This is a genomic window from Rhizobium quercicola (assembly GCF_021168455.1).
GTDB classification, from domain to species: domain Bacteria; phylum Pseudomonadota; class Alphaproteobacteria; order Rhizobiales; family Rhizobiaceae; genus Ferranicluibacter; species Ferranicluibacter quercicola.
In genome coordinates, this window is record NZ_JAJOZR010000017.1 from 31029 (window position 1) to 45662 (window position 14634).

The 14634-nt window shown below is 66.6% G+C and carries 15 protein-coding genes; 9 read left to right on the forward strand and 6 right to left on the reverse strand.

Annotated features, from left to right (window positions below; translation table 11 throughout):
• The first annotated feature begins 84 nt into the window (after positions 1-84).
• A complete protein-coding gene (locus LRX75_RS21120; RefSeq protein ID WP_231816619.1) occupies positions 85-951 on the forward strand; it encodes an alpha/beta fold hydrolase in 867 nt (288 codons plus the stop codon).
• Here LRX75_RS21120 and LRX75_RS21125 read toward each other — a convergent pair.
• From LRX75_RS21125 to LRX75_RS21140, 4 genes are read right to left on the reverse strand one after another with little or no spacing between them, the layout of a single operon-like run.
• On the reverse strand, positions 948-3029 hold the full coding sequence (locus LRX75_RS21125) for a hypothetical protein (protein WP_231816620.1): 2082 nt from the start codon (positions 3027-3029) through the stop codon (positions 948-950). The genes LRX75_RS21120 and LRX75_RS21125 overlap by 4 nt on opposite strands.
• A gap of 10 nt (positions 3030-3039) precedes the next feature.
• Positions 3040-5907, reverse strand: a complete 2868-nt coding sequence (locus LRX75_RS21130; RefSeq protein WP_231816621.1) for a DUF4159 domain-containing protein — start codon at positions 5905-5907, stop codon at positions 3040-3042.
• Positions 5904-6827 (reverse strand): DUF58 domain-containing protein, encoded by a 924-nt coding sequence (locus LRX75_RS21135; protein WP_231816622.1) that lies wholly within the window; start codon positions 6825-6827, stop codon positions 5904-5906. The genes LRX75_RS21130 and LRX75_RS21135 overlap by 4 nt, the downstream gene beginning before the upstream one ends.
• Before the next feature lie 4 nt (positions 6828-6831).
• Complete coding sequence (locus LRX75_RS21140; RefSeq protein ID WP_231816623.1) at positions 6832-7845, reverse strand: AAA family ATPase; 1014 nt, start codon at positions 7843-7845, stop codon at positions 6832-6834.
• 192 nt (positions 7846-8037) lie between these two features.
• On the opposite strand from LRX75_RS21140, the gene LRX75_RS21145 reads away from it, so the two are divergent.
• From LRX75_RS21145 to LRX75_RS21155, 3 genes are read left to right on the forward strand one after another with little or no spacing between them, the layout of a single operon-like run.
• Positions 8038-8673, forward strand: a complete 636-nt coding sequence (locus LRX75_RS21145; RefSeq protein ID WP_231816624.1) for a DUF1285 domain-containing protein — start codon at positions 8038-8040, stop codon at positions 8671-8673.
• A gap of 24 nt (positions 8674-8697) precedes the next feature.
• Positions 8698-9339 carry a CoA pyrophosphatase gene (locus LRX75_RS21150; protein WP_231816625.1) on the forward strand — a complete coding sequence of 214 codons (642 nt, stop codon included), beginning with the start codon at positions 8698-8700 and terminating at the stop codon, positions 9337-9339.
• Positions 9336-10610 carry a CCA tRNA nucleotidyltransferase gene (locus tag LRX75_RS21155; protein WP_231816626.1) on the forward strand — a complete coding sequence of 425 codons (1275 nt, stop codon included), beginning with the start codon at positions 9336-9338 and terminating at the stop codon, positions 10608-10610. The genes LRX75_RS21150 and LRX75_RS21155 overlap by 4 nt, the downstream gene beginning before the upstream one ends.
• 51 nt (positions 10611-10661) lie before the next feature.
• On the opposite strand, the gene LRX75_RS21160 is transcribed toward LRX75_RS21155, so the two are convergent.
• A complete protein-coding gene (locus tag LRX75_RS21160) occupies positions 10662-10850 on the reverse strand; it encodes a DUF1059 domain-containing protein (RefSeq protein ID WP_113150647.1) in 189 nt (62 codons plus the stop codon).
• Positions 10851-11042: 192 nt separating this feature from the next.
• On the opposite strand from LRX75_RS21160, the gene LRX75_RS21165 reads away from it, so the two are divergent.
• Positions 11043-11519: a DUF4168 domain-containing protein gene (locus LRX75_RS21165; protein WP_231816627.1), complete on the forward strand. Its 477-nt coding sequence runs from the start codon at positions 11043-11045 to the stop codon at positions 11517-11519.
• Positions 11520-11659: 140 nt separating this feature from the next.
• A complete protein-coding gene (locus tag LRX75_RS21170; RefSeq protein WP_092934691.1) occupies positions 11660-12205 on the forward strand; it encodes an adenine phosphoribosyltransferase in 546 nt (181 codons plus the stop codon).
• Between the two features lie 87 nt (positions 12206-12292).
• Here the strand turns inward: LRX75_RS21170 and ychF are convergent, their stop codons facing one another.
• Entirely contained in the window at positions 12293-13396 is a 1104-nt protein-coding gene (ychF, locus tag LRX75_RS21175; RefSeq protein WP_231816628.1) for a redox-regulated ATPase YchF, read from the reverse strand.
• A gap of 155 nt (positions 13397-13551) precedes the next feature.
• On the opposite strand from ychF, the gene LRX75_RS21180 reads away from it, so the two are divergent.
• The 3 genes from LRX75_RS21180 to clpS all read left to right on the forward strand — a co-directional run bounded on the left by LRX75_RS21180 (position 13552) and on the right by clpS (position 14624).
• Positions 13552-13821 carry an AbrB/MazE/SpoVT family DNA-binding domain-containing protein gene (locus LRX75_RS21180; protein ID WP_231816629.1) on the forward strand — a complete coding sequence of 90 codons (270 nt, stop codon included), beginning with the start codon at positions 13552-13554 and terminating at the stop codon, positions 13819-13821.
• Positions 13818-14222: a type II toxin-antitoxin system VapC family toxin gene (locus tag LRX75_RS21185; RefSeq protein ID WP_231816630.1), complete on the forward strand. Its 405-nt coding sequence runs from the start codon at positions 13818-13820 to the stop codon at positions 14220-14222. Before LRX75_RS21180 ends, LRX75_RS21185 begins: the two co-directional genes overlap by 4 nt.
• A 93-nt stretch (positions 14223-14315) precedes the next feature.
• The gene (gene clpS / locus LRX75_RS21190; protein WP_231816631.1) at positions 14316-14624 is read left to right on the forward strand and encodes an ATP-dependent Clp protease adapter ClpS; all 309 of its coding nucleotides are present in this window, start codon (positions 14316-14318) and stop codon (positions 14622-14624) included.
• Positions 14625-14634 lie beyond the last annotated feature (10 nt).

The following is a 14634-nucleotide window of genomic DNA, read 5'->3' on the forward strand; positions in this document are numbered from 1 at the left end:
CCGGCGTAAGCGTTCCTCAATATCGGCGGCGTAGTGTCGGGGCCTGTCCGGATCCCGTGCCGGACGAAGCGAGGATGCGCGTTCATGTCCGGTCTCAAGGGTCTCGTGCTCGCGCTCATCGTCTTTGCGCTCGGCTGTCTCGGGGTCGTCGGCGACGAGCGGTGGTATCGCTTCAATCCGCCGCCGCCGCTGCCGCGCGCCGATGAAAGCGGCTTTGCGGCCGTCAACGGCATCCGCATGTATTATGCGGTCTACGGCAAGGGAAAGGGATCTCCGATCCTGCTGATCCATGGCGGCATGGGAAGCGCCGATGTCTGGGGTTTCCAGGTGCCGATCCTTGCGAAGACCCACGAGGTGATCGTCGCCGACAGCCGGGGACATGGCCACTCCACCCGCACGGATGCGCCTTTTACCTATCATCTCATGGCAGAGGACTATGTCGCGCTGCTCGATACGCTGAAGGTCGAGCGGACGGCGCTCGTCGGCTGGAGCGATGGCGGCATCATCGGGCTCGACATCGCCCTGCATCATCCGGAACGGCTGACGAAACTCTTTGCGCAAGCGGCCAACGTCTCGCCGGACGGCCTTCTTCCGCAACCGCGCTTCTCGCTGCACCAGTCCGACGGCAATCGTGACGAAACGGACTATCGCCGTCTCTCCTCGACGCCCGACGACTATCCGGCGTTCCGGGACGCCATCGCCAGGCTCTGGGAGACCGAGCCTCATTATTCCGAAGCCGAGCTGAAGAGCATCCGCGTGCCGACCCTGATCGCGCTCGGGGATCATGACGAGGCGGTGAGCCGCGCGCATTCCGAATATATCGCCCGAACGATCCCCGGCGCCCGGTTTCTTCTGCTCGAGGATGTCGGTCACAAGGCGATCTATCAGGATCCGGCCGGCTACGCCGCCGCGGTGCTCGCCTTCATCGATGGATCAGCTCCAAAGACCTAGCGGCCTTCGCGATACCAGGTGCTGGAGAGCACGAGCAACAGCGCGGCGAGGCCGAGGAAGCCGGCGAAGAGCGGCAGCGAGTTGACGCCCTTCAGCACGGTCTCATCCGTCATGCGCAGCGACATCCGGTCGGCATCGGCCACGCGGACCGGACCGCGAACGGGCAGGATGGCGGGGATGTCGATGCCGCCGGCGGCGTCGGCCACGCGGTAGACGAGCCCCTTCGTCTTTTCCGCCCAGGGCACCAGCGTCCCCTCCGTCGAGACGGTCGCCTTGAACTCCGGCGCATCGACGCTGCCGACATGGACGAGCGTGGTCAGGTCGCCGTTCGCCACCTCGAACAGGCCTGTCTCGCCGGTGCGGATATCGGCGCGGTAGAGACCGGGTTCGCGCTCGATGAGGGGCACGTCCTGCGTTCCGCCCGAGGGCAGCGTCAGGCGCGCGGGGCCCGGATCTCCGGCGATGGTCTGGCGGGTGACCTCCAGTGTGCGACCGCTTGCACGCGCCGTCAGCGCTTCCTCTTCCAGTGCCGGTTCCTGCATCAGCCAGTGGGCCATGCGGCGATAGAGCGACACGCTGGGGCCGCCGCCTTCGAAGCCGCGCGCCCAGAGCCAGCCCTGATCGGACAGAAGCATGGCGACGCGGCCCTTGCCGACGCGGTTGAGCACCAGCAGGGGCTTGTTGTCGGCGCCCTGCATGATCGTCTGGCCCTCCGGCGGGTCGACATCGACGGTGCGGAACCAGCGGCCCCAATGCGGCGGCTCGCTATTGGCGCCTTCGAGACCGCGCGTCACGGGATGCTTCCGGCCCTCGTCGGTCAGTCTGGGGAAAAAGGCCTTGTCGTTCATCTGCCCGGTCGGACTTGCCGGCAGGACGGCGGAGAGGGGCGTGGTGGCGATCGAATCCGCGCCCGCGTGTTCCGGGCCGGCGGCGATCAGCAGGGCGCCACCGTTTTCGACATATTGCGCGATGTTGTCGTAATAGATGATCGGCAACACGCCGCGATGCTGGTAGCGGTCGAAGATGATGAGGTCGAACTCGTTGATCTTCTCGATGAACAGCTCGCGGGTGGGGAAGGCGATGAGCGACAGCTCGTTGATCGGGGTGCCGTCCTGCTTCTCCGGAGGGCGCAGAATGGTGAAATGCACCAGATCGACGGATGCGTCCGACTTCAGGAGGTTGCGCCACGCCCGCTCGCCGGAGTGCGGTTCGCCGGAGACGAGGAGCACGCGCAGGTTTTCGCGGATGCCGTCGAGAACGTGAACGGCGCGGTTGTTCGCCTCGGTCACCTCGCCGGCCAGCGGCGCTACGGCGAACTCCAGAATGTTGTTGCCGCCGCGCGGCACGGTGAAGCGGAACGGGATGTCCGTGCCCGGCTCGGCCCGCTGCGTGGCGATCTGCTGCCCGTTGAGGCTGACCGTGACCTCGGCCGTGCCGCCGGGCGTGCGGCCGTCATCGATGACGCGGAAGGTGACGGCCTGTTCCTCGCCGACGATGCCGAAGCGCGGGCCGCTGATGACCTCGATGCGGCGGTCGAACTCGTCCGGCTGGCCCGTGATCAGGCCATGGACCGGCGCGTCGAAGCCGAGCGGCTGGTTGATGTCGGGCACGTCATGGATTTGCCCGTCGGTGATGAAGATGGCGCCGCCGACGCGGGCCGGGGGCACGTCCGACAGGGCGTTGGAGAGTGCCGAGAACAGGCGCGTTGATGGCGTTTCCGTGTCAGCGTCGTCTGCGGCTTCCACGATGCGCGGCTCGATCTGGGGAAAGCGCGCAAGGCGCTCCTTCAGTGTCGCGAGCGCCTGATCGGTCATGGCGCGGCGGCTGGCGGCCCCCTGTCCCACATCCTGGCTCTGGCTGCGATCGACCACCACGGCGACGATGGTGGAGAGCGGCTCGCGCTCCTCCTGAAAGAACACCGGGTTTGCGAGCGCAAGGCAGAGGGCGGCCAGCGCCAGCGCGCGCAGCACGGCGCCGCGAACGCCGCGCCACAGCGACAGGGCGACCAGAAGGGCAGCGAGGATCGACAGGGCGATCAGCACGGCTTCGGGAACGAGGGGCGAAAAGTCGATGGTCATCGATGGGCCTTCACTGGCCGAGCCGTTCAAGCAGCGCCGGGATATGGACCTGATCGGCCTTGTAGTTGCCGGTGAGCATATACATCATGATGTTGACGCCCGAGCGGAAGGCGTATTCGCGTTGCATCTCGTCCGGCGGTACGGTCGGCAGCAACGGGGCGCCGTTGTCGTCGGTCGCCCATGCCCCCGCCATGTCGTTGCCCGTGATCATGATCGGCGAGACGCCGTCGCCCGAGCGGGCAGGGCGTTCCGACGGCTCGCCCGTGTTCTGCGGCTGCGCCTCGATCCACAGAGGACTGCCGGTATAGCGGCCGGGGAAGGACGAAAGCAGGTAGAAGGACTTGGTCAGCACGTTGTCGGTCGGCACGGGTTCGAGCGGAGGAATGTCGAGATCGGAGAGAATGGCCTGCAGGCGCTCGGTGTTCGGGCTCGTGCCGGACACGGCCGACAGCGAGGAAAGCTGGTCGCGCGTGTCGAACAGCACGGTGCCGCCGGCGCGCATATAGGCATCGATGCGGCTGATGGCGGCGGCACTCGGCATGTCGGCATTGGCGGAAATCGGCCAGTAGATCAGCGAGTAGAACGACAGTTCGTCCTTGGAAATGTCGAGGCCGACCGGCGCACCGGGCTCGAGCGTCGTGCGGTAGGTCAGAAACTCGGTCAGGCCGGCAAGCCCGCGCTCGGAAATCCGGTCGACCTCGCTTTCACCGGTGACGACATAGGCCAGATGCGTGTTGTCGAGGTGGCCGAGAATGTCGTCGTCGCCGGGGCGCGTGTCGTCGAAGGGGGCCTGTGCGGGCGCTGCCTGAGCCTGCGGGGCAGGCTGCGCCTGCGCCAGCGCAGGCTGGGGTGACAGGGCGCCGACACCCAGCGCCGCGAGACCGATCGCCAGCATGGCGGCGGCGGTCCGCAGGCGGCGGGTGCGCGTGAAGGTACCGGCCATAAAGAGGACGATCAGCGTATCGACTAGCAGGAGGACCAGCGCAGCGGTGAAGAGCGCCGGCTTCATCGACCAGGCCTCGCTGCCGATCAGGGCTTCGCTCGTATAGGGCATCGGCAGGTCCGTGCTTTCGATCGGACGCAGGGTCGCATCGCGGGGCAGGAGATTGAGCGCGACGAAGCCTTCCTCGGAACCGTAGAGGCCCGGCGGATGCTCCCCGTCGGCGACGGGCGTAGCGCCGGCGGCGATCTCCAGCGGACGCGCGCCGCCGGTTTCGGTGACGAGCGTGCCATCGGCATTCATCAGGCGATAGGGCGGCAGGGCCTGCGCGGCGGCACCGCCTTCGCTGGTGACGCCGCCGCTGCGCGACAGCTGCACGACGCGGCGCAGCATTTCCACGAAGTCGCCCGAAATCGGCAGGTTCGACCATGTCGCTTCGGCGCTGACATGGAAGAGGACGATGCGGCCGGCGCCGAGCGTGCGCGTGGTGACGAGCGGCGTGCCGTCGGCAAGGCTTGCCCAGGTGCGTTGCGAGAGATCGGCGGTCGGTTCGGCCAACACCTGCCGGTTCACGGTGATGCCTTCCGGGCGCGGCATGCCGGCAAAGGGGCTGGTGGCCGGGTAGGGCGCAAGCGGCTGCGGCTCGGACCAGGACAGGGTGCCGCCGAGTGCGCGCTCGCCCTGACGCAGGCGCACCGGCACCAGCGGGTCGTCGGCGGGTGCCGCGGCAAGGCGCGGCCCGGCAAAGCGCACCAGCGTGCCGCCGTTCTGGATCCAGCGCGTCATGGCCGGCGTCGTATCCTCCGGCAGGCGGCCGATATCGGCCATGATGACCATGGACGGCTTCTGCTCAAGAAGCTGCGGCAGCGCGACGGCAAGGTCGGTTTCCGTCGGCTGGACGAGGTCCGCATAGGGCGCCAGCGCGCGGTTGATGTAGTAGAGCGGCGATAGAAGCGGCTGCGACTGGTCGCGCGCTTCGCCCGACAGAAGCGCCACGCGGCGGCGGCGAAAGCCGTCATCCAGGAGATAGGTGCTGCCCGCCGTCGCGAGTCCGTCGATGCCGATGCGCGCGAAATCGTTGCGCAGCTCGAAAGGTGCCGTCAGCGTGCCCGAAGCCGTGGCCTCGCCGGCCGCGAAGGCGATGCTGCCGTTGGAGATGGCCCGGCCGCGCGTGTCGAAGGCGGTGAGCGCAACGGTGCGGGGGGTCGCACTGTCCAGCCGTGTCGCGGTGATCCGCATGGCATCGGCCTCGTTGACGGCACCGGTGAGCGCGATCGCATCGCCGCCATCGCCCTCGATCAGCCGCAGGCTCTGCGGCGACAGGCCCGCGAGATCGCGCATTACGGTGTCGTCACCCGACGCGATGCCGTCGCTGATGAAGGCGAGCGTGCCGGGGCGCGTGCCGTCGAGCCCGGTGCGAAGCGCCGCGACGGCCTCTGCGCGGCTCGGGCGCAGCGGGCGCGGGGCGGCGGCGGCGAGCCGCGTCCGGGCGGCCATGGCGGTGCCGGGCACGCCGTCGTTCTCGCGGTCTGCGGAAAAGACGATCGAGACGGGGACGTCGGCGGATTCCGCCTCGGTGATCAAGGCATCGGCGGTCCGGACCCGGCGCTCCCAGTCGTTTGCCGTCGCCCAGCCATTGTCGACGACCAGCGCCAGCGGCCCTGACGACGACAGCGTGCCGACCCTCGGATTGACGACCGGATCGGCGATGGCAAGGATGATCAGCGCGGCCATTAGCATGCGCAGGGCCGTCAGCCACCACGGGCTCTTCGACGGCGTTTCCTCACGCTTCAGGATGCCGGCGAGAATGCGCAGCGGCGGGAAGACTTCCGTGACGGGCTTGGGCGGTGTCAGCCGCAGCAGCCACCAGATCGCGGGCAGCACGACCAGCGCCGCGAGCATCAAAGGGCTGGAAAAGACGACGGGCAGGAAACTCATAGCTGGCCCCCATGCGTGGCGCGTCCGGGCATGCCGGAGAGGTGCATGTGGACGGAGACGAGCGCTTCTGAGGCCAGATGGTCGGTGCGGTGGGGGATGAAGGTCCAGCCCATGTGGCGCAGGCCTTCCCCAAGGCTCTCGCGCCGCGCGAAATAGGCGCGACGATAGTCCTCCGCGAGGATTTCGGCCCGCCCGGCAGTCAGCTTTTCGCCGGTCTCGGGGTCCGTGAATTCGGTCCGGCCGGCATAGGGAAAGGTCTCCTCCGCCGGGTCGGCGACCTCGATGACATGGCCGCGCATGCCGCGCCGCCCGAGTGGCCCCAGGCGGTCCATGATGGCGGGGGCGGGGTCGAGAAAATCGCCGATGAGCACCAGATCGCTCCAGCCGCGGATCATGCCGGTGGCCGGCAGTCCGGCGGAGAGATCGCTATGCGTCAGCGCGGTCGCCAGGCGCTCGGCCGCGTTGCGCGCGGAGACAGGCTCCATCACGCCGGGGCAGCCGATGCGCTCGCCCGAGCGGGCGAGGATTTCGGCAAGGGCCAGCATGAGCACCAGCGCGCGGCTCTCCTTCGACACCGTGCCGAAGCGGGATTTGTACATCATCGAGGGGGACAGGTCGGCCCAGAGCCAGATCGTGTGGGCGGCCTCCCATTCCCGGTCGCGGACATAGGTGTGGTCGTCGCGGGCGGAGCGGCGCCAGTCGATGCGCGACAGGCTTTCCCCGTCCGAATAGGGCCGGAACTGCCAGAAATTCTCGCCGATGCCGCGGCGGCGGCGGCCGTGCCAGCCTGATATGACGGTGTTGGCGATGCGGCGGGCTTCGACCATGCAGTCCGGCACCAGCGCGGCCCGGCTCTGGGCGCGCGAGAGAACTTCGCCGGAGGGCGTGCGATCGACGATGTGCCCGACGGCGTTCACCATCCGGTCAGGCCTTGAGGGTCTTGACGAGGCCGGCGATGACGTCGCGCACCGACATGCCCTCCGCGCGGGCGGCAAAGGTCAGCGCCATGCGGTGCTGCAGAACGGGTTCGGCCAGCGCCGCGATGTCGTCGATGGAGGGCGCGAGGCGGCCGTCGTACAGGGCGCGGGCGCGGGCGGTCAGCATCAGCGACTGGCCGGCGCGCGGGCCGGGGCCCCAGGCGACATGGCGGTCCGTATCGACATTGCCATGGCCCGGGCGGGCCGAGCGCACCAGCGACAGGATCGCATCGACCACGCTTTCGCTGACCGGCATCTGGCGGATGAGGTTCTGGATGCCCATCAGTTGCGGCGCGTCCAGCACCGCCTTGACGCTGCTTTCGCGCGTGCCCGTCGTCTCCAGAAGAATGCGGCGTTCGGCAGCAAGCTCGGGGTAATCGACATCCACCTGCATCAGGAAGCGGTCGAGCTGGGCTTCCGGCAGGGGATAGGTGCCTTCCTGCTCCAGCGGGTTCTGGGTCGCGAGCACGTGGAAGGGGCGCGGCAGGTCGTTGCGCTGCCCGGCGACGGTCACGTGATATTCCTGCATGGCCTGCAGCAGAGCAGACTGGGTGCGCGGGCTCGCGCGGTTGATCTCGTCGGCCATCAGCAGCTGGGTGAAGATCGGGCCCGGCACGAAGCGGAACGAGCGGCGCCCCGTTTCGTCCTGATCCATGACCTCGGAGCCGAGAATGTCGGACGGCATCAGGTCGGGGGTGAACTGCACGCGGTTGCTGTCGAGGCCGAGCACGGTGCCGAGCGTGGTCACGAGCTTGGTCTTGGCAAGGCCGGGCACGCCGACCAGCAGCGCATGGCCGCCGGAGAGAACGGCCAGCAAGGTCTGCTCGACCACGCTTTCCTGACCGAAGATGACCTTGCCGACTTCCGTGCGGACGACCGCGATGTCGGCCAGCGCCTTTTCGGCTGCAGCGACGATCGCCTTGTCGTCGAGCGCGGCGTCCGCCGTGTTCATCAGTCCCATCGCTTAACTCTCCGCTCGTCCGGCGCCCGATACGACCCTGATCCGAACGGCAATTTCGAATCGCATCCGCGCCTGTTCCGTGTTCCGTTTCAAACTAGCTATCACCTTCAGGCTGACAAGCTATGCGAGGCGCACTATCTCGTGAAGCGCATTCTGATAAAACGCACGATCACGGGCAAACGGGACGGAACGATGGCAGCTGCGAAAACGGAAGACAAAAGCGACGCTGCCGGTCTTGCGGCGATGATCGCCCGCGCGGCGGGACAGGCCGTGACCATCGAGGGAGCCGCGCCGCGCGGCGTGCCACCGGTGGAGCGCTGGAACCCGCCTTTCTGCGGCGATCTCGATATGGAGATCCGGGCCGACGGGACCTGGTTCTACATGGGCACGCCCATCGGCCGGCCGGCGCTCGTCCGCCTGTTCTCCACCGTTCTGCGCAAGGACGAGGACGGCAGGACCTATCTGGTCACGCCGGTGGAGAAGGTCGGGATCCGCGTGGTGGATGCGCCTTTCCTCGCCGTGGAGATGACGGTGACGCGGGGCGACGACGGGCCGGTTTTGTCGTTTCGCACCAATGTCGGGGATGTGGTGGAGGCGGGACCGGACCATCCCTTGCGCTTCGAGATCGCCGGGGACCATGCCGAGATGAAGCCCTACCTGCATGTGCGGGGCCGGCTGGAGGCGCTGGTGTCGCGGGCGGTGATGTACGATCTCGCAGCGCTTGGCGAGGAGATCGATATCGATGGCGTGCCGACCTTCGCCGTGCGCTCCGGCGGCGCCGTCTTTCCGATGATGCCGGTGGAGACGCTGGCGGCCCTTGCCGAATGAGTGCGGTCGGGCGATGACGCTATCATGACGGATATCATCGACACCGATTTTTCCGCCGCGGCCTTCCGGAGCCGCGCGGCATCGCAGACCGGCGGGCCGGTCGATCTCGCCTGGCGGGACCACGCCGACATCCTGCTCAACCCGGATGTCGTCCCCTATATCGAGACCATGACGCTGAAGGACGCCGCCGTGCTGGTGCCCGTGGTGGACGATGGTAACGATGCGCGGGTGATCTTCACCGAGCGGACGGCGACGCTGCGCAAGCATTCCGGGCAGATCGCCTTTCCCGGCGGCTCGGTCGATCCCGGGGACCGCTCGGTCGAGGATGCGGCACTGCGCGAAACCGAGGAGGAGATCGGCCTCGATCGCGCCTTCATCGAGCCGGTGGCCCGGTTGCCGCACTACATGGCGCTGTCCGGCTTCCGGATCACGCCGGTGCTGGGCATCGTGCGCCCCGGCTACACGCTGTCCCTGAACCCGGCAGAGGTCGCGGCCTCGTTCGAGGTGCCGCTGTCCTTTCTGATGAACCCCGACAACCACACAGTCGACAGCGGCCTGTGGAAAGGCGCGACGCGCCATTATTACGCCATGCCCTATGAGGGGCACCGGATCTGGGGCATCACGGCCGGCATCGTCCGGATGCTGTATGAAAGGCTTTACGCATGACGACCGCCGCACTCTCCGTCACTGACCAGCCCTGGTTTCAGGCGCTGCCGCTTCGCCGCGTCTTCGACCTTCTGAATGCGGACGGTGGGGAGGTTCGCGTCGTCGGCGGTGCGGTCCGCAACGCGCTGATGGGGGTGGCGGTGAGCGATGTCGATCTGGCGACGACGCTGACGCCCGATGTGGTGACGGCGCGGGCGACGGCCGCCGGCATCAAGGTGGTGCCCACGGGCCTCGCGCACGGCACCGTCACGCTGGTCGTGGACGGTACACCCTTCGAGGTGACGACACTGCGTCGCGACATCTCCACCGATGGCCGGCACGCCGAAGTGGCGTTCGGAACGGACTGGGCGGCGGATGCGGCCCGGCGGGATCTGACGATGAATGCGCTCTACGCGACGGCGTCCGGCGAGGTCATCGACCTCGTGGGCGGCGCCGCCGACATCGAGCGGGGCATGGTCCGCTTCATCGGCCCGGCGGCCGAACGGGTGGCGGAAGACTATCTGCGCATTCTCCGCTTCTTCCGCTTCTTCGCCTGGTACGGCGCCTTCCGGCCGGATGCGGATGGCCTGCGGGCTTCGGCACAGGCGAAGTCGAAGCTGGCGACGCTTTCGGCGGAGCGGGTCTGGGGGGAACTGAAGAAGCTCCTCTCCGCCAAGGATCCCGGCCGCGCGCTGTTGTGGATGCGGACGTCCGGCGTTCTCACGGAGATCCTGCCCGAAAGCGAGAAATGGGGAATCGACGCCATTCCCGGTCTCGTGGCAACCGAGCAGGCGCTGGGGTGGCCGGTCGATCCCCTGCTGCGGCTGGCCGCCATGGTTCCCCCGGATGCCGAGCGGCTGGAAGCGATGGCCGCGCGGCTGCGGTTCTCCAAGGCGGACGGCGCTGCCCTGCAGGCGTTTGCCGGGGCCGGGACGATCAAGGACGGCACGGCGGAGGCGGCGCTGGACCGGATGCTGTATCGGCAGGGGCCCAATGGCATCGTGTTCCGCCTCAAGCTCGCGCTTGCTTTCGCACGCCAGAAGGCAGAGGGCGACGGCGATGCGATGGCGATGGTCGCGCGTCTCGGGCGGTTGCTCGATCGGGCATCGATCTGGCAGAAGCCCGTTTTTCCCATCAGCGGCAGCGATCTGATCACCGCCGGGATTGCGCCGGGGCCGGCCATGGGGGGCGTGCTGGCCGACCTCGAGGAGGCCTGGATCGCCTCCGGTTTTCGCGAAAGCCGCGACAGTCTGCTCGCGCGGGTAACGGATATGCCGCAAACGCGCCGATGAGTCCTACGGACGCTGGCCGCAGGCCGGATGCCTGCGGCGGTGCCGATCCGTTCAGGCCGCCTTTGTCGTCTCGTCGGTTATGCGGGCCTTGATGTTGTCGACCATGGTCTCGCGGATCACGTCTTCGCCGTGGGCCTGCCGCAGGTGCTCGACCGTGCGCCTGACGATTTCCGCATCGTTGTCGGCCCGGGTGTGCCAGTCGCATCCCGGTACCAGCGCCCCACATTCAAACAGTCTCATCTCTTCCTCCTTCGTTTCCTCCTGTCGCCTCGTACATAGAACGGGACGACGGAGGCAAACCGACGAGACGGACGGATGGTTCCGGAAATCGGCGTCTCGTCACATTCTCGCCGGGTGAACCGGTCAGAAGGCGCGCGGGCTGAGAAACACAACGGACGCACATTGCATCCCGGAAACACGGAAGGACACTTCATGAACAACCGCCCCACGACGCTCCGGACCAAGGCCGCCTCCACCCCCGTCGCCTCGCTGACGGCCGCGCTCCTCGGTCTCCTCGTCGTCCAGTCGCCGGCCTTCGCGCAGGGTGCGGCCGAGCCGCAGGCGACCCAACCGCGCACGCCACAGGCCGGAGCCTCCCAGGCCGCGCCCCAGGCGCAAATCCCGCAGGCGGCGCTCACCGACGAGAAGCTGAAGGCCTTTGCCGTCGCCTATCTGCAGGTGGACAAGGTGCGGCAGGACTATACCCAGAAGATCGGCACCACCACCGATGCCGCAGCCAAGCAGAAGCTGCAGAACGAGGCCAACCAGCAGATGATCAAGGCCGTGGAGACCTCTCCCGGCATGTCGCTGAACGACTACAAGACGATCATCACGGCGGCGCAATCCGATCCGACCGTGGCGCGCAAGGTGCAGGAAAACCTGCAGAAGAATCCCGCTGCGGCCGACTGATCCTCACCGTCGAACGGTCCGGCCAGTGGTCGGGCCGTTCCCCTGCGAGACGCGATTTTAGCGAAAAATGCTGTAGGGACCGGCCGGATCCGGTGCTAAGACCTGCCGGTAACAGACCCTTTGCGAGGCCTTCCGTTTCCATGACGTCTTCCCTACAGAGCGAACTTGCCGCCGCCATCCGCACCATCGAGAATTATCCGAAGCCCGGCATTCTCTTTCGCGACATCACCACGCTGCTTGGCAATCCCCGGGCATTCCGCCGGTCGATCGACGAACTCGTGCACCCCTATGCCGGCACCAAGATCGACAAGGTCGCCGGCATCGAGGCGCGCGGTTTCATCCTCGGCGGTGCCGTGGCGCACCAGCTGTCCTCGGGGTTCGTGCCCATCCGCAAGAAGGGGAAACTGCCGCATGATACGGTGCGCATCGCCTACAGCCTCGAATATGGCGTGGACGAGATGGAGATGCACCGCGACGCCATCACGCCGGGCGAGAAGGTCATCGTCATCGACGATCTGATCGCCACCGGCGGCACGGCGGAAGGGGCCTGCAAGCTCCTGAAGCAAATGGGCGCCGACATCGTCGCCGCCTGCTTCGTCATCGATCTTCCCGATCTCGGCGGACGCAAGAAGCTCGAGGCGCTCGGCGTCGAGGTTCGCACGCTGGTCGAATTTTCCGGCCACTGACGAAAACGGCCCCAGGCATGTCCGCAGCGGAGATGTCTGGGGCCGTCTATTCTGGCCGAACTGCTCAGGTCGCAGTCGCTTCCGCGATTACGTGTTGAAGCGGAAGTGAATGACGTCGCCATCCTGAACGACATATTCCTTGCCTTCGTCACGCGCCTTGCCGGCTTCCTTCGCGCCGCTTTCGCCACCGAACTGAATGTAGTCGTCGAAGGCGATGGTATTGGCGCGGATAAAGCCGCGTTCGAAGTCGGAATGGATGACGCCGGCGGCGGCCGGTGCCTTGGTGCCGCGCTCGATGGTCCAGGCGCGCGTTTCCTTCGGGCCGACCGTGAAGTAGGTGATCAGGTCGAGCAGCTTGTAGCCGGCGCGAATGAGACGGTCGAGACCGGCTTCGCTCAGCCCGAGCGCTTCGAGGAACTCCCGCGATTCGTCCTCCGGCAGCTGTGCGACTTCCGATTCGATGGCGGCAGAGATAACCACGGTTTCCGCGCCCTGCGCCTTGGCCATCGCCTCGACAGCGCGCGTATGGGCATTGCCTTCGACGGCATCGGCCTCGGCAACGTTGCAGACGTAGAGGACGGGGTGCGAGGTCAGGAGGTTCAGACCCTTGAGGATCAGAAGTTCCTCTGCGTTCAACGTGGACAGCAGCGTGCGAACCGGCTTGCCTTCGTTGAGGAGCTTCAGGGAGGCATCCATGATCGGCAGGGCTGCGACCGAATCCTTATCTTTCGCGCTTGCCCGTTTGCGGGTCTGCTCGGTGCGGCGCTCCAGGCTTTCGAGGTCGGCCAGCATCAGCTCGGTCTCGATCGTATCGGCGTCCGCGACCGGGTCGATCTTGCCCTCGACATGGGTGATGTCGTCGTCTTCGAAGCAGCGCAGCACGTGCACCACGGCATCGACTTCGCGGATATTGGCGAGAAACTGGTTGCCGAGGCCTTCGCCCTTCGATGCGCCGCGCACGAGGCCGGCAATATCGACGAAGGCGATGCGGGTCGGGATGAGTTCCTTGGACTTGGCGATATCGGCCAGCTTGCGCATCCGCGGATCCGGCACGGCGACTTCACCCGTGTTCGGCTCGATGGTGCAGAAGGGATAATTGGCCGCCTGCGCCTGCGCCGTCTTCGTCAGCGCGTTAAACAGCGTGGACTTGCCGACATTCGGCAGACCGACGATACCGCATTTGAAACCCATGGCGTGACGACCCGTCTCTTCTCGTTTTGCAATGCGGTGCCTATGGGCGAAAGCGGCAAAGGGGTCAAGGGGTGGCGCCGGCAACGGCACGGACGAGGCTTGTGGCGCGCGGGGTCTGTGGTAGCATCCGGGTATAACGAAAGGACGGTGGGATCGTGCGCCTCAAAGTCTCCGACGATGGCAGGATTGTGCTGAACAGGGACGTGCTGGAGCCGCTGGGCCTTGGGCCTGGCGACGAGGTGGATGTCGATGTCATGCCACGACATCGCACGTCGCTGCATGTGGTTGCGAAAACACGTCCGATCGAGAGCCTGTTTGGCATGTTCTCTCACAAGGCCGACCGGCCACATACGCTCGAGGAGATCAAGGAGGCGATCGCGGCAGGCTATGCCGGTGAAATCGATCCGGACGAGCCGAAATCGTGAAATCGACCATCGACACCAACATTCTCGTTCGCATGCTGACCCGGGATCACCCGCAGGAAACCCCCGTCGCAGAGGCTTTCTTTCGTCAGAACGAGGTCGTGATCACGAACCAGACGCTGTGCGAAATGTGCTGGGTGCTCAGGCGCGTGTACCGGTTCACCACGGTGGAGTTGCAGCAGGCGATCACGGCACTTCGGGATGCGCAAACGGTGACCGTCGATCGGGATGCGGTCTCGCTTGGTCTTTCGTTTCTGGAGGCAGGCGGTGATTTCCCCGATGCGATCATCCTCTACGAAGGCGCGAAAATGGGTGCTGGAAGCTATGCGACGTTCGATCGCAAGGCGGTTGCGAGAGCCGAACAGCACGGCTTGCCTGCCCGACTTCTCGTAGCACGCGGGTGATCTGGCGCCTGCGGCGGGCTTGAAACAGGCGGCGTGCGATGTGATATAGCGGCATGCCTGCACCCGGGCCTTTCCGTCAGAAGGCACTTGCCCATGAGCGATGATACCACCACCACGCCGAAGACCGTGACCAAGCCGAAACTCGAGCGGCCGAAGCTCTACAAGGTCATTCTTCTGAACGACGACTATACGCCGCGCGACTTCGTGATCATGGTGCTGAAGATCGTCTTTCGGATGAGCGAGGAGACCGGCTACCGGATGATGCTGACGGCCCACAAGATGGGGTCCTGCGTGCTTCTGGTCTGCGCGCGGGATATCGCGGAGACGAAGGCGAAAGAGGCGACGGACCTTGCCAAGGAAGCCGGGTTTCCGATGATGCTGACGACCGAGCCAGAGGAGTGATCGGCGCGTC